General features: G+C 73.5%; 18 protein-coding genes. 11 read left to right on the top strand and 7 right to left on the bottom strand.

What is annotated here, in order from left to right:
- Positions 1 to 80 precede the first annotated feature (80 nt).
- A complete protein-coding gene (locus KUM38_RS34995; protein ID WP_217135586.1) occupies positions 81 to 881 on the top strand; it encodes a CPBP family intramembrane glutamic endopeptidase in 801 nt (266 codons plus the stop codon).
- 54 nt (positions 882 to 935) lie between these two features.
- Here KUM38_RS34995 and KUM38_RS34990 read toward each other — a convergent pair whose 3' ends face one another.
- A complete protein-coding gene (locus KUM38_RS34990) occupies positions 936 to 1,745 on the bottom strand; it encodes a PhzF family phenazine biosynthesis protein (RefSeq protein ID WP_217135584.1) in 810 nt (269 codons plus the stop codon).
- A gap of 162 nt (positions 1,746 to 1,907) precedes the next feature.
- On the opposite strand from KUM38_RS34990, the gene KUM38_RS34985 reads away from it, so the two are divergent.
- The 4 genes from KUM38_RS34985 to KUM38_RS34970 all read left to right on the top strand — a co-directional run bounded on the left by KUM38_RS34985 (position 1,908) and on the right by KUM38_RS34970 (position 5,482).
- Complete coding sequence (locus tag KUM38_RS34985; protein ID WP_217135583.1) at positions 1,908 to 2,540, top strand: PadR family transcriptional regulator; 633 nt, start codon at positions 1,908 to 1,910, stop codon at positions 2,538 to 2,540.
- Positions 2,541 to 2,718: 178 nt separating this feature from the next.
- Complete coding sequence (locus tag KUM38_RS34980) at positions 2,719 to 3,252, top strand: Clp protease N-terminal domain-containing protein (protein WP_217135582.1); 534 nt, start codon at positions 2,719 to 2,721, stop codon at positions 3,250 to 3,252.
- Between the two features lie 46 nt (positions 3,253 to 3,298).
- Positions 3,299 to 4,300 carry a DMT family transporter gene (locus KUM38_RS34975; protein WP_217135581.1) on the top strand — a complete coding sequence of 334 codons (1,002 nt, stop codon included), beginning with the start codon at positions 3,299 to 3,301 and terminating at the stop codon, positions 4,298 to 4,300.
- 225 nt (positions 4,301 to 4,525) lie between these two features.
- The gene (locus tag KUM38_RS34970) at positions 4,526 to 5,482 is read left to right on the top strand and encodes a DMT family transporter (RefSeq protein ID WP_217135580.1); all 957 of its coding nucleotides are present in this window, start codon (positions 4,526 to 4,528) and stop codon (positions 5,480 to 5,482) included.
- A 43-nt stretch (positions 5,483 to 5,525) separates the two neighbouring features.
- On the opposite strand, the gene KUM38_RS34965 is transcribed toward KUM38_RS34970, so the two are convergent.
- Together KUM38_RS34965 and KUM38_RS34960 are read right to left on the bottom strand one after the other, a co-directional pair.
- Positions 5,526 to 6,158, bottom strand: a complete 633-nt coding sequence (locus KUM38_RS34965; protein WP_217135579.1) for an FMN-binding negative transcriptional regulator — start codon at positions 6,156 to 6,158, stop codon at positions 5,526 to 5,528.
- On the bottom strand, positions 6,158 to 6,838 hold the full coding sequence (locus KUM38_RS34960) for a pyridoxamine 5'-phosphate oxidase family protein (protein ID WP_217135578.1): 681 nt from the start codon (positions 6,836 to 6,838) through the stop codon (positions 6,158 to 6,160). Before KUM38_RS34960 ends, KUM38_RS34965 begins: the two co-directional genes overlap by 1 nt.
- A 35-nt stretch (positions 6,839 to 6,873) precedes the next feature.
- Between KUM38_RS34960 and KUM38_RS34955 the strand changes: the two genes are divergently transcribed.
- Positions 6,874 to 8,211, top strand: a complete 1,338-nt coding sequence (locus KUM38_RS34955; protein WP_217135577.1) for an aminotransferase class I/II-fold pyridoxal phosphate-dependent enzyme — start codon at positions 6,874 to 6,876, stop codon at positions 8,209 to 8,211.
- A 199-nt stretch (positions 8,212 to 8,410) separates the two neighbouring features.
- Here KUM38_RS34955 and KUM38_RS34950 read toward each other — a convergent pair whose 3' ends face one another.
- On the bottom strand, positions 8,411 to 9,358 hold the full coding sequence (locus KUM38_RS34950; RefSeq protein ID WP_217135575.1) for a DMT family transporter: 948 nt from the start codon (positions 9,356 to 9,358) through the stop codon (positions 8,411 to 8,413).
- 75 nt (positions 9,359 to 9,433) lie between these two features.
- Here KUM38_RS34950 and KUM38_RS34945 point away from each other — a divergent pair, with 75 nt between their 5' ends.
- Positions 9,434 to 10,372, top strand: a complete 939-nt coding sequence (locus tag KUM38_RS34945) for a LysR family transcriptional regulator (RefSeq protein ID WP_217135573.1) — start codon at positions 9,434 to 9,436, stop codon at positions 10,370 to 10,372.
- Here KUM38_RS34945 and KUM38_RS34940 read toward each other — a convergent pair.
- A complete protein-coding gene (locus tag KUM38_RS34940) occupies positions 10,347 to 10,817 on the bottom strand; it encodes a pyridoxamine 5'-phosphate oxidase family protein (RefSeq protein WP_217135571.1) in 471 nt (156 codons plus the stop codon). The two genes, KUM38_RS34945 and KUM38_RS34940, sit on opposite strands and share 26 nt — an antisense overlap.
- A 41-nt stretch (positions 10,818 to 10,858) precedes the next feature.
- Positions 10,859 to 11,365 carry a Rieske (2Fe-2S) protein gene (locus tag KUM38_RS34935; RefSeq protein WP_217135569.1) on the bottom strand — a complete coding sequence of 169 codons (507 nt, stop codon included), beginning with the start codon at positions 11,363 to 11,365 and terminating at the stop codon, positions 10,859 to 10,861.
- 213 nt (positions 11,366 to 11,578) lie between these two features.
- Between KUM38_RS34935 and KUM38_RS34930 the strand changes: the two genes are divergently transcribed.
- Together KUM38_RS34930 and KUM38_RS34925 are read left to right on the top strand one after the other, a co-directional pair.
- Entirely contained in the window at positions 11,579 to 12,343 is a 765-nt protein-coding gene (locus KUM38_RS34930) for a HipA family kinase (protein WP_217135567.1), read from the top strand.
- Positions 12,340 to 12,723 carry a DUF3037 domain-containing protein gene (locus tag KUM38_RS34925; RefSeq protein ID WP_217135565.1) on the top strand — a complete coding sequence of 128 codons (384 nt, stop codon included), beginning with the start codon at positions 12,340 to 12,342 and terminating at the stop codon, positions 12,721 to 12,723. The genes KUM38_RS34930 and KUM38_RS34925 overlap by 4 nt, the downstream gene beginning before the upstream one ends.
- Before the next feature lie 17 nt (positions 12,724 to 12,740).
- Here KUM38_RS34925 and KUM38_RS34920 read toward each other — a convergent pair whose 3' ends face one another.
- Positions 12,741 to 13,358 carry an excalibur calcium-binding protein gene (locus KUM38_RS34920; protein WP_217135563.1) on the bottom strand — a complete coding sequence of 206 codons (618 nt, stop codon included), beginning with the start codon at positions 13,356 to 13,358 and terminating at the stop codon, positions 12,741 to 12,743.
- A 293-nt stretch (positions 13,359 to 13,651) separates the two neighbouring features.
- Between KUM38_RS34920 and fabG the strand changes: the two genes are divergently transcribed.
- Positions 13,652 to 14,413, top strand: coding sequence for a 3-oxoacyl-ACP reductase FabG (gene fabG / locus KUM38_RS34915; RefSeq protein ID WP_149550533.1), 762 nt, complete (start codon positions 13,652 to 13,654; stop codon positions 14,411 to 14,413).
- Between the two features lie 13 nt (positions 14,414 to 14,426).
- The gene (locus KUM38_RS34910; RefSeq protein WP_217135561.1) at positions 14,427 to 15,185 is read left to right on the top strand and encodes an SDR family oxidoreductase; all 759 of its coding nucleotides are present in this window, start codon (positions 14,427 to 14,429) and stop codon (positions 15,183 to 15,185) included.
- Positions 15,186 to 15,235 lie beyond the last annotated feature (50 nt).

Raw genomic sequence — 15,235 nt, 5'->3', positions numbered from 1 at the left:
ACCCCCGTACGACCCCCGGGCCGAGCGCACAGCCGCTGCCCTCATACTGATCGGACCCGATCGGTGATGTGGAGGCAGGTGTGCAGGCGGAGGCCGGCCCGGGGGCCGATTCGTATTCCGAGCGGAGGCCCTCGCGGACGACGCTCCGCGACGAGACGCTTCTCGTGCTCGCGCTCTCGCTCGGCGCGAGCGGAGTGTCGGCCCTGATCAGCTTCGTCGGCTCGGTCACCGAACCGGGCGGCCTGAAGGACCAGGCGGCCACCCTCAACGCCTCGGCCGCGCCGGGCCGCCCCTGGCTGGACCTCGCCTGGCAGCTCTTCGGGATCACCACGGCGCTCGTGCCGGTGGCGCTCGTCGCGCACCTCCTGCTGCGCGAGGGCGCGGGGCCGCGCACCCTCGGCTTCGACCGCACCCGCCCCTGGTCCGACCTCGGCCGCGGAGCGGCGGTCGCGGCGGGCATCGGCAGCAGCGGCATCGCCTTCTACCTGGCCATGCGCGGCCTCGGCTTCAACCTCACCGTGGTGCCGGAGGCGCTGCCCGAGGTGTGGTGGAAGTACCCCGTGCTGATCCTCTCGGCGATGCAGAACTCGATCCTCGAGGAGGTCGTCGTCGTCGGCTATCTGCTGCGCCGGCTGGACCAGCTGGGCTGGTCCCCGGGCGCCTCGCTGGCGGCCAGTTCGGTGCTGCGCGGCTCGTACCACCTCTACCAGGGCATCGGCGGCTTCATCGGGAACATGGTGATGGGCGTGGTGTTCGTGTACCTCTACCGGCGCTGGGGGCGCGTCGGTCCGCTGGTGGCCGCGCACACGCTGCTCGACGTCGGGGCGTTCGTGGGGTACGCGCTGCTGGCCGGCAAGGTGGACTGGCTGCCGACGGCGTGAGGCAGCGGCGAAGGGGCGTACGGAGCGGCCGTACGCCCCTTCGCCGTACCGGGTTCAGACCAGCAGGTCCCCCTCGATGACCGTCACGGCCCGTCCGCTCAGCAGGGTGCGCTCACCGCGCACCTCGGTGCGGACGCGGCCGGAGCGCGGCGAGGCCTGGAGGCCGGTGAGGACGGAGCGGCCGAGGCGCTCGGACCAGTAGGGGGCCAGAGCGGTGTGCGCGCTGCCGGTGACCGGGTCCTCGTCGATGCCGACGTTCGGGAAGAAGCAGCGGGAGACGAAGTCGTAGCCGAGGGCGGGGTTCTCCGCGCGGGCGGTGGCGATGACGCCGCGCTCGGAGTGGGCGGCCAGGGCCTTGAGGTCGGGCCGCAGGGCGTGGACGGTCCGCTCGTCGGAGACCTCGACGAGCAGGTCCCCGATGTCCGGGCCGGTGTCGAACGCCGTGAGCGGCCGGGCGCCCAGCGCCTCGGCGACGCCCTCGGGAACGTCGACCGCGGTGAGCGGAGCGGTGGGGAAGTCCAGGGTGACGGAGCCGTCCTCGCCGGGCGTGGCGATGAGGACGCCGCTGTGGGTGGCGAAGCGCACCGGGCCCCGGTGCACGCCGGTGGTGTGCAGGACGTGCGCGGTGGCCAGTGTCGCGTGGCCGCACATCGCGACCTCGGTGGCGGGGGTGAACCAGCGCAGCGCCCAGTCGGCCTCGCCGCCCGCGGGGAGCGGGTGGGCGAAGGCCGTCTCGGCGTGATTGACCTCCAGGGCGACGCTCTGCAGCCAGGGGTCGTCCGGGAATGCGTCAAGCAGCAGCACTCCGGCGGGGTTGCCGGCGAAGGGCCGGTCGGTGAAGGCGTCGACGATTCGAATCCGCATGCCCTGACGGTAAGGGCTGTGCGAAACCCCAGGCCAAGGCCAATCCGCGGATGCCGGCCCGATCGCCGCGGGCACCGGCCCGGCCGAGTGGTTGCCGAACGAACTGTTCCGATATATCGTTGAAGCATCGCGACAGATCAACGATGGAATGGAGTGGTGGCGATGCATGCCCATGGTTACGAGCACGGACACGGTCACGGCGGCCCACGTGGCGGCCGGGGCGACTTCGAGCGGCTGCGGGCGGCCTTCGGGCCCTTCGGTCCGGGGGGCCCGGGTGGTCCCGGCGGACCCTTCGGCCCGGGCTTCGGGCACGGCGGCCCCTGGGGCGGGCGAGGGCGCGGCGGACCGAGGGGAAGGGCGCGGCGCGGTGACGTGCGGGCCTCGATCCTGGCCCTGCTGAAGGACCGTCCGATGCACGGCTACGAGATGATCCAGGAGATCGCCGAGCGCAGCGGCGGGGCGTGGAAGCCCAGTCCCGGCTCGGTGTACCCCACCCTCCAGCTGCTGGAGGACGAGGGGCTGATCGCCAGCGAGTCCGAGGGCGGCAAGAAGCTGTTCTCGCTCACCGACGCCGGCCGCTCGGCGGCCGGGGAAGGCCCCGAGGCTCCCTGGGAGGAGGCCTCGCGCGGGGTCGACTGGGAGGCGCTGAGCGAGATCCGGCAGGCCGGCTTCGGCCTGATGGAGGCCTTCGGGCAGGTCTGGAAGACGGGCAGCAAGGAGCAGCGGGAGAAGGCTCTCGCCGTCATCAACGAGGCCCGCAAGAAGCTGTACCTCATCCTCGCCGACGAGGACTGACGGGATCGGTGGGGGCCGGCGGGGGCGTGGCGCAAACCGGCGCGCGCCCCTCGGGCGGAAACACCCTGATCTCCTTCGCAAGGAGGAGATTCCGGCCCGGGGCGTCCACTTCCCGTGGGACCCCAAGATGCTTCCCGCCGGGGATGTCCCGGGCCCGCGGGGCTGATGGGGTGGGGACGTGCAACCCCGTATCCCCCGGCAACAGGCCCAGGAGCTCCAGGAGCAGGGCATCCACCGCGCGGAGAACGATGCCAGGCTCGGCGCCGAGCTGGCAGCGGTGGTGGCCGGTGCCCGGCGCAGAGCGGTCCGGGACGGGGACCGGCAGATCGACACCGCCCACCTGCTGCATTCGCTCCTGGAGTCCGACACCGAGGTGAGAGCCGCCTTCGGTGAGGGCCCGCGGATCGCCCGGCTGCTCGGCTACCTGGTCCAGCGCAGCATCGGCTACGGCCTGCGCTGGCAGGGCGCGGTCGAGGACTCCGGCGGCGTCCCCGTGGTGACCGAGGCCGCGGGCCTCTCGCCGCTGGCCGCGAGCTGCATGGAGTACGCCCACGAGCGCGCCGCCCGCCACGGCCGCGGCCCGGCGTGCGGTACGGACCTGCTCGCGGCGATCGTCGTGGACCCGCAGGCGCGCGCCGTCGAGGTCCTCGAACGCGCCGGAATCGACCCCCGTGAACTCTTCGCCCGGCTCGAGGTGCCGTCCAGCCGGTGAGACAGGTGCCATGAAGGGTGACGCTCCTGTCGGGGCCTGTCATCATGTGCCGGTGCCTACCTCTGTCAGTACCCCGGGCGACCACCGAAAGGGCGTCGGACTCGGCCTCGCGCTGTTGTCCGCGCTGGCCTTCGGGGGTTCCGGTGTGGCGGCCAAGCCGCTGATCGAGGCGGGTCTCGACCCGCTCCACGTCGTGTGGCTGCGGGTGGCGGGCGCGGCGCTCGTCATGCTGCCGCTGGCGGTGCGCCACCGGGGACTCCTGCGCAGCAGGCCCGGACTGCTCGCCGGGTTCGGCCTGTTCGCCGTGGCCGGCGTCCAGGCCTGCTACTTCGCCGCCCTCTCCCGCATCCCCGTCGGGGTCGCGCTGCTGGTCGAGTACCTGGCGCCCGCGCTCGTGCTCGGCTGGGTGCGGTTCGTGCAGCGGCGGCCGGTGACCCGTGCCGCCGCGGTCGGCGTGGTCCTGGCGGTGGGCGGGCTCGCCTGTGTCGTGGAGGTGTGGGCGGGCCTCGGCTTCGACGCGCTCGGTCTGCTGCTCGCGCTCGGCGCGGCCTGCTGCCAGGTCGGCTACTTCGTCCTGTCCGACCGGGGCAGCGACGGCGAGGAGGCCCCCGACCCGCTCGGTGTGATCGCCTACGGGCTGCTGATCGGCGCCGCCGTCCTGACCGTAGTCGCCCGCCCCTGGTCCATGGAGTGGTCCGTGCTCACCGGCAGCGCGCAGATGGACGGCACCCCGGTCGCCGCCTTCGTGCTGCTGGCCTGGATCGTCCTCGTCGCCACGGTGGCCGCGTACGTCACCGGGGTGGTGTCGGTGCGCCGGCTCTCGCCGCAGGTCGCCGGTGTCGTGGCCTGTCTGGAGGCGGTCATCGCCACCGTCCTCGCCTGGGTCCTGCTCGGCGAGCACCTGTCGGCGCCGCAGATCGTGGGCGGCGCGGTGGTCCTGGCGGGCGCTTTCATCGCCCAGTCCTCGGCCCCGGCGAAGGGCTCCGAGAAGCCCGTGGCGGGCGGCGGGCCCGAACGGGAGTTGTCCACACCGGGAACGGCCGCTTAAGGTGCTGGTCATGCACGCACGCGCACGTGTTCTTCCGCCTCCGGTCGTCTGAGGCGGGCCCTCCGGTACATCCGCCCGGCTGGTCGCCGGGCGTGACGGTGCTGCCCGCAGACGGAGTCCGCGGATCCCGCCGCCCCGGCCCCGGCCGGGACTGATCCGGGGTCCCTTCCCGAACTTCCGCGCCCACGCCGACGCGCGTGGCGCGCGCATCCGCGGAGAGAACACGTGTCGAACGCCGTCTCCGGCCTGCCCGTAGGGCGAGGCCTCCTCTATCTGATCGTCGCCGGTGCCGCCTGGGGCACCGCGGGCGCCGCCGCGTCACTGGTCTACCGGACCAGTGACATGGGTCCCGTCGCCCTGTCCTTCTGGCGCTGCGCGGCCGGCCTGGTGCTGCTGCTCGCCGCCCGGCCGCTGTCGCGGCGCGCCCGCACCGCCGCCCCCGAACCGCTCGGCCGGCGGGTGCTGCGGGCCGGAGCCACCGGCATCGGACTCGCGGTCTTCCAGACCTCCTACTTCGCGGCCGTCTCCGCCACGGGACTCGCGGTGGCCACCGTCATCACCCTCGGCGCCGGACCCGTACTGATCGCGCTCGGCGCGCGACTGACCCTGGGGGAGCGCCTCGGGCGCGGTGGACTGGCCGCCGTCGTGGGCGCGCTCGCCGGACTCGTCGTGCTCGTCCTCGGCGGCGGGGGCGCGACCGTGGACCCGTGGGGGGTGCTGCTCGCCCTGCTGTCCGCGGCCGGGTACTCGGCGATGACGCTGCTCACCCGTTGGTGGGGACGTGACGGCGGTACGGACTCCTCCGGTACGACCGTCGGGGCGTTCGCCGTCACCAGCCTGGTGCTGCTGCCGTTCGCCGCGGCCGAGGGACTGGTGCCGCACACCGACGCCCCTGGTGCGCTGCTGTGCCTGCTGGCGTACGTCGCCTCCGTGCCGACGGCGCTCGCGTACGGCCTCTACTTCGCCGGCGCGGCCGTCGTACGGTCGGCCACCGTCTCCGTGATCATGCTGCTGGAGCCGGTGAGCGCGGCGGTGCTCGCGGTCGCCCTGCTCGGTGAGCGGCTCACGACGGCCACCCTGGCCGGCACCCTGCTGCTGCTCGGCTCGGTCGTGGGCCTCGCGGTCGGCGAGGCGCGGGGCGCGCGGGCCCGTGGGGAGGAGCCGGACACGGTGCCGGTGTGACGGCCGGGGGCCCTTCCGCGCGGGAGGGCCCCCGGCCCGGAGGTCAGGCCGGCTGCCGGCGCAGGACGTGCGCGCGTGCCTCCGCGTCACGCGCGCCGTCCCGGTCCGCCAGCCCGGCCGCGATGCGCTCCCGTACCGCCTCGGACCGCTTGCCCGCGTACTTGAACTTCGCCCGTACGCCCGTCACTTCGAGCCGGAGACCGCGGATCCCGGACAGCAGCCTGCCGTACGGGGCCTCGCCCGCCGCCGCCCGCGCGGAGCCGCCCTCCGGCTGGAAGTGGCCCACCTGGCGGTTGAGGAGCGCGGCCTTTCGCGCCGGATCGTCCACGACATGGGCGCGGCAGCGCAGTTGGACGGACGCGTAGAGGCTCGTCGGGACACCGTGCTCGGGCGGGGTACCGGGCTCGGCCTGCCAGGGGCCGGGGACGTACGCGTAGTCGTCGACCACGCTCAGCAGGACCTCCGGATTCGCCTCGACGGCGTGCCAGAGCGGGTTGGGCCGGGCCAGATGGGTGACCGCCTCGCCGCGCTCGGCGTCGTACGCGAAGTGCAGCGGCTGGACGTACGGCGGTTCGCCCGGAAGGCCGTTGACCGCGAGCTGGCCGAAGTCGTGCGTGGCCAGCCACCGCTGCCACTCGTCGTCGCCGCGGGGCGCGTCCCAGGGGTGGATCAGCATCACCGGGCCGCCAGGTAGCCGGGCAGCTCGGTGCCGGGGGCCAGGTCCGGGTCGGCGAGCGGGGTGTCGTAGCCCTTGCGCAGCGGGACGACGCCGGCCCAGTGGGGCAGGTCGAGGTCCTCGGGCTCGTCGTTGACGCCGCCGGTGCGGAGCTTGGCGGAGACCTCGTTCAGGTCGAGGCGGATCACCGCCGTGGCGGCCAGTTCCTTCTTGTTGGCCGGCCGGGAGTCGGCGGCGCGGCCCGGTACGACATGGTCGACCAGGGCGTCGAGGGCCCGCCGCTTCTCCTCGGGATCGGTCACGTCGTACGCCAGGCCGTGCACCACCACGGAGCGGTAGTTGATCGAGTGGTGGAAGGCCGAGCGGGCCAGCACCAGCCCGTCGACGTGGGTGACGGTCAGGCAGACCGGGAGCCCGTGGTCCGCCCGGCCCGCCGCGCGCAGCGGGCGCGAGCCGGTCGAACCGTGCACGTAGAGACGCTCGCCGACCCGGCCGTACAGCGTGGGCAGCACCACCGGCGCGCCGTCCCGGACGAAGCCGAGGTGGCAGACGTAGCCCTCGTCGAGTATCGCGTGCACCAGCTCCTTGTCGTACGCGGCACGGTCGGGGGAGCGGGTGGGAACGGTGCGCTCGGTGGGCGGGTAAGTGGCGGCGGGCTGCTGCTGCCGGGTCCCCTGCATGGCCTTCTCCATTGCACTAGTGCATAATTTGGTTTGTGCTAGGAGAGTATCGGATCAGTGGGCGGGGTGCGGCGGAGATTTCCGCGAGCATCGAGCGCGCGGTGGGGGACGGGGCGTTGCGGCCGGGTGAACCGCTGCCGCCCATGCGGGAGTTGGCGGAGCGGCTCGGGGTGAACCCGAACACCGTCGCCGCCGCGTACCGGACCCTGCGCGAGCGCGGGGTCATCGAGACCGCGGGCCGGCGGGGGAGCCGGGTGCGGTCCAAGCCGGCCACCACCGCGCGTGAACTCATCCGGGTGGAGGTCCCGCCGGGCGTGCGCAACCTGTCCGAGGGCAACCCGGACCCCGCGCTGCTGCCCGCGCTGGCCGGGGTGTTCGCGGCGGCGGCCGGGGAGGGCGACCGGGAGCCGGTGCTGTACGGGCACGCGCCCGTGGAGCCCGAGCTGGCGCGGCTGGCGCGGGCCGGGCTGGACGCCGACGGCGTTCCGGACGGGCCCGTCGCCGTCACCTCGGGCGCGCTGGACGCGATGGAGCGGGTGCTCGTGGCACACCTCAGACCCGGGGACGCGGTCGCGGTGGAGGATCCGGGGTGGGGGAGCCTGCTGGACCTGGTCCCGGCGCTGGGACTGCGGACCGTCCCCGTGGGGGTCGACGACGAGGGCCCTTCGCCCGATGACGTACGGAAGGCGCTGGCGGGCGGGGCACGGGCCCTGATCGTGACGGACCGGGCGCAGAACCCGACCGGCGCCGCGCTGAGCGCCGCACGCGCGCGTGCCCTGCGCCCGGTGCTCGCCGACCACCCGGAGGCGCTGCTCGTCGAGGACGACCACGGGCACCACATCGTCGACCTGCCGCTGCACGCCTTGGCGGGGACGACCCGCAGCTGGGCCTTCGTGCGCTCGGTGGCCAAGGCGTACGGCCCCGACCTGCGGCTCGCGGTGCTCACCGGGGACGCGGTCACCCTCGACCGGGTGCGCGGACGGCAGCGGCTCGGGCCGGGCTGGGTCAGCAGGATCGTCCAGCGCGCGGTGGTGCGGCTGTGGAGCGAGGGCGCGGTGGACCCGGCGGTCGTGGCCACGCGGTACGGGCGGCGCCGGGACGCGCTGATCGGGGAGCTGGCCCGGCGCGGGATCGCGGCGCACGGGCGCAGCGGCATGAACGTGTGGGTACCGGTCCCCGACGAGACCGGCGCGGTCGCCCGGCTCCTGCACGCGGGCTGGGCGGTGGCGCCCGGCGCCCGCTTCCGGATGAGCGCGGCACCGGGCGTCCGGGTCACGGTCTCGACGCTCGGCGAGGAAGAGATCGGGCCGCTGGCCGAGGCGATCGCCGAGGCGATCGGTCCGGCCGGGGGGCCGGTGCGGACGTATGTGTGAGGCGGGGGCGGGTGTCCGGGTGAGGAAGGTGCGGCGGTTCATGTGAGTGCCCGGGGTGAGGGCTGGGCGGGGGTGTTGCGCAGCCCGGCGTCTGCGGGGTGCCGCCGCGCCCACCCGTGCCGCCCTGGGGGTACCTCCCAGGCCTTTGAGGCACTGGGGGAGGCACGACTGCCCGCAGCTGTGTGGGTCGCTGTCGGGGTTACGCCGGGCGCTTGGGCCTCGCCTGGGTGAGGGCCGCGCCCGCCAGGACGATCGCCGCGCCCACCGGTGTCGACCAGGTCAGGGTCTCGCCGAGGAGGACGATGCCGGCCGCGGCGGCGATCACCGGGACGAAGTAGGTGACCATCTGGCCGGTCGTCGGGCCGACCTCGGCGACCAGGCCGTACTGGATGAGCACGGCCAGCCCCGTGCCCAGCATGCCCAGCGCGGCGATCGCCAGCAGCGGGCCGACGGCGAAGCGGGTCGGCAGTGTGGTGAACAGCGGGGTGACGACGGCCAGCTGGACCGTGGCCAGCAGCAGCTGGCCGCCGGTCAGGGACAGGTTCGAGTGGCTGCTGCCCGCCAGGGTGCGGCGGACGTAGATCCAGCCGATGGGGTAGCTCAGCGAGGCCAGCAGGGCCAGCGTCGTGCCGCGGGCGTCCAGGCCCTCGAAGCCCTGCCAGGCGCCCAGCACGGTCAGCACCCCGAGGAAGCCGAGGCCGAGCCCCGCCACCCGCACCCGGGTCGGCCGGTCCTCGGAGAGCGCTACCAGCGACAGGGCCATGCCCCACAGCGGCGAGGTCGCGTTGCAGATGCCGGCCAGCGTGGACGGGATGGTCAGCTCCGCGAAGGCGAACAGCGAGAACGGCAGGGCGTTCAGCAGGAACCCGGCGACCGCGAGATGACCCCAGGTACGCGCACCGCGCGGCAGCCCCTCCCGCCGCACCACCATCGCCACCGCCAGGACGGCGGTACCGAAGGCCAGCCGGCCGAAGGTGACCTGGAAGGGGGCGTAGCCCTGGGTGCCGACCTTGATGAGGAGGAAGCTGAACCCCCAGATCAGGGAGAGCGCACCGAAACGCAGCCGCCAGTTCAGGCGGGGGCGGGTGCGTTCCGGGGCGGGGCCGGCCGGGGCCGGCGTGGTGGTGGTCGCGGTGACGCTGCTCATGGACGCAACGATGCGGGACGTCCATCTCGTAGCACAATCGAGATTTCGCACGCGGTATCTCGTAGCATCGCTTACATGTTGAACCTGGAGCGCCTGCGCACCCTCGACGCCCTCGCCCGGCACGGCTCGGTCAGCGGCGCGGCCGAAGGGCTGCACATCACGACCTCGGCCGTCTCGCAGCAGATGTCCAAGCTGGAGCGCGAGGTCGGTCAGCGACTGCTGGCCAAGAACGGGCGCGGAGTCCGGCTCACGGACGCGGGCCGGCTGCTCGCCGAGCACGCGGCGCGCATCCTCTCCCAGGTCGAGCTCGCCCAGTCCGACCTGGAGGCACAGCGCGGACAGGTCGCCGGTGAACTACGGGTCGCGGCGTTCCCGACCGCCGCGCGGGGGCTGTTCCCGGTGGCCCTGCGGGACCTGCGCGAGCGGCATCCCGCACTGCGCGTGCGCTCCCGCGAGCAGGAGCCGGAGCAGGGCATCCGGGGAGTGGTACGCGGGGACGTCGATCTCGCGGTGGTGCTCGACTGGTACAACAAGCCGATGCCGCTGCCCGACGGCCTGGTCAAGGCGCCCCTGCTGGACGACCCGGCCGATGTGGCGCTCCCGGCCGCTCACCGGTTCGCCGACCGTGACGAGGCGGACCTCGCCGACTTCGCCGAGGACGAGTGGATCACCTGGGGCGAGGGCGAGTTCTGCCACGAGTGGCTGATGTTCACCCTGCGCTCCAAGGGCATCGAGCCGGTCATCGGCCACCGCGCCGCCGAGAGCCACACCCAGCTCGGCCTGGTCGCCGCGGGGCTCGGCGTCTGCATCGTCCCGCTGCTCGGCCGCGACCCGCTGCCCGACGGGGTGGTGACCGTCCCGCTCCGGCAGCGCGTACGACGGCACGTCTTCGTCGTCTGGCGCGCGGACGCCGACCGCCGCCCGTCGATCCGGGCGGCGGTACAGGCGTTGCGGGCGGCGGGGGAGCAGGTCGGGGAGAGCGCGGGAGCTAGGGCAGCGTCGGAAGTTTTCTGAAGTCCCAGGAAACGATCTTCTCCGGGGTCAGACGCAGCCAGGCGTGCCGGCCGTCGTGGGGCATCTCGTCCAGGCCGAAGTTCTTGCGGGCGAACAAGGTCTCCGGAACGTCGAGTTCCGCGCACAGTTCGCCGGTGCGCGGGATCTCGCCCACGAACTCCACCCGCCCGGACAGCTCCGCGCCGCGCAGCTCGTCGTACTCCTCGCCCGTGTCGACCACGACCGCCACCCGCGGATCCCGCCGCAGATCCGCCCAGCGCCTGCTGCGCACCACGGAGTACAGCCACAGCGAGGCGCCGTCCCAGGCGAACCAGAGCGTGCTGACGTGCGGTGCGCCGTCGGCGGACACCGTGGCGACCCGGCAGGTGCGCTGGACGGTGAGGAAGTCGTCCAGCTCGCCGGGCGTCATCATGATCTTCCGGCCCCGGCGCTGCGTGGCGGTCATACGGCCCCTCCGTCTCTCATGTCGTGCCCGGCGCCGACGGCTCAGGCGAGGGTGATCGAATCCCCGCTCACCGTGATCTCCACGGCGGGCAGCGGCTTGGTCGCCGGGCCGCTCCGCACACTGCCGTCGCTGATGGAGAAGTTGCTGTTGTGGCAGGGGCAGTTGATGACCCCGTCGGCGACGCTCTTCACCGCACACCCCTGGTGGGTGCAGGTCGCCGAGAACGCCTTGAACTCGCCCGCCGTCGGCTGGGTGACGACCACCTTACGGTCGGCGAAGACCTTTCCGCCGCCCTCGGGGATGTCGGCGGTCGAGGCGAGCGGGTCGGTACCGGCGCCGGCGTCCCCACCGCCGTTCGATCCCCCGCTGTCCGTGCCGCCGTCGTCCGGCGATCCGCCGGCGGAGCCGGAGTCGACGGAGGAACTCGACGCGTCGTCGTCGGAGCCCCCGCACGCGGTCAGCGCGACGGCGAGGCCCGCCGCTCCGGCCGCCGCCACGACGGTTCGACGGGCGGGTCCCGATGCGGACTTGAGCGATGCGCTGGTCATGCCGGTGTGTCCCTTCCGGGGAGGATGCGTGATCTGCGGAGAGGTACGGTCGGCGGGCCCACGCCGTTCATGCGATGCCGAGAGCTTGGCCTGTCCGCGGTCGGACGGGCGTAAACCACGGCTGTCGTTTCGCTGTCGGGCGCCGGCCTGTGGGCCGCGCCCTCTCGCACGGGTCGCCTCCGACGTGCGGCGACGCGCCAGTAGCCTGGGGCGATGCTCAAGGAAGTCATCGCGACCCGATTCATCGCGCCGCTGCGCGAGGGCGGCTCGCTGCCGGGACTGATCGAGGCGGACGATCTCGGCACCTACGTCCTCAAGTTCACCGGTGCCGGACAGGGCCGCAAGACGCTGGTCGCCGAGGTCGTCTGCGGGGAACTCGCCCGCCGGCTGGGACTGAGGGTGCCCCGCCTGGTCACCGTCGAACTCGACCCCGTGCTGGGGCTCGGTGAGCCCGAGCAGGAGGTGCAGCGGCTGCTGAAGTCCAGCGGCGGCACCAACCTCGGCATGGACTTCCTCTCCGGTGCCCTCGGCTTCGACCCGCTCGCCTTCGAGGTGAGCCCCGAGGAGGCCGGGCGGATCGTCTGGTTCGACGCGCTGGTGAACAACGTCGACCGCTCCTGGCGCAACCCCAACATGCTGTGCCGGCGCGGCGAGCTCTGGCTCATCGACCACGGCGCGACCATGATCTGGCATCACAACTGGCCCGGCGCCGCAGCCTCCGCCGCCCGCCCCTACGACGCCTCCGACCACGCCCTGAAGCCCTGCGCGCCGGACATCGCGTCCGCCGCGGCCCAGCTCGCGCCGCGGGTCACCGAGGAACTGCTAGCCGAGGTCACCGCGGAGATCCCCGACCTCTGGCTGACCGGCGAGCCCGGCTTCGACACCCCGGACGAGCTCCGGTCGGCCTACGCGCGGCCGCTGATCGCCCGCGCGGCCACCGTCCACCACCACATCCACGGCCTCGAGGGGGACCAGTGAGCGACCGGCACGTCTTCGAGTACGCGCTGCTGCGGGTCGTACCGCGCATCGAACGCGGTGAGTGCGTCAACGCCGGGGTGCTCGTGTACTGCCGCCCCAAGTCGTTCGTCGTGGCCCGCACCCACCTCGACGAGGCGCGGCTGCTGGCCCTCGACCCGAAGGCCGACCTGCCCGGCGTACGGGCCGCGCTGCGCGCCGTCGAGGGCGTCTGCGCGGGCGGGGACGCGGCCGGGCAGGCGGCCGGGGACGACGCCGGGCGGCGCTTCCGCTGGCTGATCGCGCCCCGGTCCACCATCGTCCAGCCCGGTCCCGTGCACACCGGGCTCACCGCCGATCCGGCGGCGGAAGCGGAACGGCTGCTGCAGCTTCTCGTACGTTGACCGGATCGTGGGACCCGTCAGGCCCGTCGTCGCACGACAAAACCCGTCGCAGCCACCGCACCCGTCACGAACGTCGCCCCGATCCCCAGATCCCAGCCGCTGGGGCCGGACGCCGACGAGCCGCCGAGCCCGCCCTCCACGCCGCGCGTAGGCGTGACGGAGGTGGGAGTCGCGGGCGCGGTCCGGGTCGTCGGCGCGGACGTGGGAGTCACGGTTCGCGTGGGCGTGGGTGTGGGCGTGGGCGTGGTCGTCGTCGGCGCCGGTGACCGCGTGGGTGCAGCGGTGGTCGGCACCGGCGGCCGGGTGGGTGCAGCGGTGGTCGGCACCGGCGGCCGGGTGGGTGCGGCTGTCGTCGGTGACGGCGACCGCGCAGGCGCGGAGGAGACCGGCGCCGGACGGAACGTGGACGACGTGAGGCCGCGCCGGGGCAGCGCCTCGCAGGCCACTCCGTCGTCCGGACCCGGTTCCTCGTCGAGCCGGTGCGGATCGCTCCGGTCCGTTTCGAAGAAGGTCTGTGCGTCCTCCTGATAGGTGAAATCGCTGCAGTCCAGGTCCTGGGCATGAGCGGGGTCGGCCAACGGCACGATCGCGGCGAGCGCGATCAGTGTGCCTATGGCACCGGTGCGACGGCGCATGGAACGCCTCCTTTCCGGCCGCGGGTGGCTCGCGTCTCGACGCTAGGGGCCGCCCGGCGTGAGGGCGCGCAGCGCTGGGCCGATCGGGTGCTCCGCGCGGATGCCGGGCGCGTCCCGGCCGCGGCGGGCGGAAGAGGGCCGCCGCGCGGGGAAATGGATCACACACGCGCGGTGTGCCGTTGACACCGGGTGCCAGTGCTTCTAGCGTCACGTCTGCTGAAGGTACTAAGCGGTCGCTCACCGATCCCGGCCCGGCCGCAGGAGCCGCATCCCAAGCGCGAGGAGAAGCAGCAATGTCCACCACTGAGCAGCGGGTCGCGGTCGTCACCGGCGCCGCGCGCGGCATCGGTGCCGCCACCGCCGTACGACTGGCCGCCGAGGGCCGCGCGGTCGCCGTGATCGACCTCGACGAGGCCGCCTGCAAGGACACCGTCGAGAAGATCACCGCCGCCGGCGGCAAGGCCCTCGCGGTCGGCTGCGACGTCTCCGACGAGGCGCAGGTCGAGGCCGCCGTCGCGCGCATCGCCGAGGAGCTCGGCGCGCCGACCATCCTGGTCAACAACGCGGGCGTGCTGCGCGACAACCTGCTGTTCAAGATGAGCGTCTCCGACTGGGACACCGTCATGAACGTGCACCTGCGCGGCGCGTTCCTGATGTCGAAGGCCTGTCAGAAGCACATGGTGGACGCCGGGTTCGGCCGGATCGTCAACCTGTCGTCCTCCTCCGCGCTCGGCAACCGCGGCCAGGTCAACTACTCGGCGGCCAAGGCCGGCCTGCAGGGCTTCACCAAGACCCTCGCCAAGGAGCTCGGCAAGTTCGGCGTGACCGCCAACGCCGTCGCCCCCGGCTTCATCGCCACCGAGATGACCAAGGCCACCGCCGACCGCGTCGGCATGGGCTTCGAGGACTTCAAGGCCGCCGCCGCCACCCAGATCCCGGTCGCCCGCGTCGGCGAGCCCGAGGACATCGCCAACGCCATCGCCTTCTTCACCGGCGAGGCGGCTGGCTTCGTCTCCGGCCAGGTGCTGTACGTCGCCGGCGGACCGCTCGACTAGGAAGACCGGGAACATGACTGCTGTGGAACTCTCGGGCAAGGTCGCCCTGATCACCGGCGCCAGCCGCGGCATCGGCTACGGCGTCGCCGAGGCGCTGGTCGCGCGCGGCGACCGGGTCTGCATCACCGGCCGGGGCGAGGACGCCCTCAAGGAGGCCGTCGAGAAGCTCGGCGCCGACCGTGCCGTGTACGTCGCCGGCAAGGCGCACGACGAGGCCCACCAGGCCGTCGCCGTCGAGCGCGCGATGGAGGCCTTCGGCCGCGTCGACTACCTGGTCAACAACGCCGGTACCAACCCGGTGTTCGGGCCGATCGCCGATCTCGACCTGAACGTGGCGCGCAAGGTGTTCGAGACCAATGTGATCTCGGCGCTCGGCTTCGCGCAGAAGACCTGGCACGCCTGGCAGAAGGACAACGGCGGCGCGATCGTCAACATCGCCTCCGTCGCGGGCATCGCGCCCTCGCCGTTCATCGCCGCCTACGGTGTCAGCAAGGCCGCGCTGATCAACCTGACCCAGCAGCTGGCGCACGAGTTCGCGCCCGGGGTGCGGGTCAACGCCATCGCCCCGGCCGTGGTGAAGACCAAGTTCGCGCAGGCGCTGTACGAGGGCCGGGAGGCGGAGGCCGCCGCCGGCTACCCGCTGGGCCGGCTCGGCGTGCCCTCCGACATTGGCGGCGCCGCAGCCTTCCTCACCTCGGACCAGTCGGACTGGGTCACCGGTCAGACCCTGGTCGTCGACGGCGGCATCTTCCTCAACGCCGGCGTCGCCTGAACCGGACGTCCCGCGCGGTGCGACACGTGCGCCGCGCGGGGCGGTTCCAC

Origin of the sequence: Streptomyces sp. AC558_RSS880 (assembly GCF_019049255.1) — a bacterium.
In the GTDB taxonomy this organism is placed as follows: Bacteria; Actinomycetota; Actinomycetes; order Streptomycetales; family Streptomycetaceae; genus Streptomyces.
This window is presented reverse-complemented; position numbering and strand designations above follow the sequence as displayed.

What these genes read in the sequence shown, in the direction of transcription:
- KUM38_RS34940 (WP_217135571.1), bottom strand. Translation starts at nt 10,817, where the DNA reads ATGACCGCCACGCAGCGCCGGGGCCGGAAGATCATGATGACGCCCGGC.
- KUM38_RS34950 (WP_217135575.1), bottom strand. Translation starts at nt 9,358, where the DNA reads ATGAGCAGCGTCACCGCGACCACCACCACGCCGGCCCCGGCCGGCCCC.
- fabG (WP_149550533.1), top strand. Translation starts at nt 13,652, where the DNA reads ATGTCCACCACTGAGCAGCGGGTCGCGGTCGTCACCGGCGCCGCGCGC.
- KUM38_RS34945 (WP_217135573.1), top strand. Translation starts at nt 9,434, where the DNA reads ATGTTGAACCTGGAGCGCCTGCGCACCCTCGACGCCCTCGCCCGGCAC.
- KUM38_RS34960 (WP_217135578.1), bottom strand. Translation starts at nt 6,838, where the DNA reads ATGCAGGGGACCCGGCAGCAGCAGCCCGCCGCCACTTACCCGCCCACC.
- KUM38_RS34990 (WP_217135584.1), bottom strand. Translation starts at nt 1,745, where the DNA reads ATGCGGATTCGAATCGTCGACGCCTTCACCGACCGGCCCTTCGCCGGC.
- KUM38_RS34920 (WP_217135563.1), bottom strand. Translation starts at nt 13,358, where the DNA reads ATGCGCCGTCGCACCGGTGCCATAGGCACACTGATCGCGCTCGCCGCG.
- KUM38_RS34910 (WP_217135561.1), top strand. Translation starts at nt 14,427, where the DNA reads ATGACTGCTGTGGAACTCTCGGGCAAGGTCGCCCTGATCACCGGCGCC.
- KUM38_RS34985 (WP_217135583.1), top strand. Translation starts at nt 1,908, where the DNA reads ATGCATGCCCATGGTTACGAGCACGGACACGGTCACGGCGGCCCACGT.
- KUM38_RS34965 (WP_217135579.1), bottom strand. Translation starts at nt 6,158, where the DNA reads ATGCTGATCCACCCCTGGGACGCGCCCCGCGGCGACGACGAGTGGCAG.
- KUM38_RS34930 (WP_217135567.1), top strand. Translation starts at nt 11,579, where the DNA reads ATGCTCAAGGAAGTCATCGCGACCCGATTCATCGCGCCGCTGCGCGAG.
- KUM38_RS34935 (WP_217135569.1), bottom strand. Translation starts at nt 11,365, where the DNA reads ATGACCAGCGCATCGCTCAAGTCCGCATCGGGACCCGCCCGTCGAACC.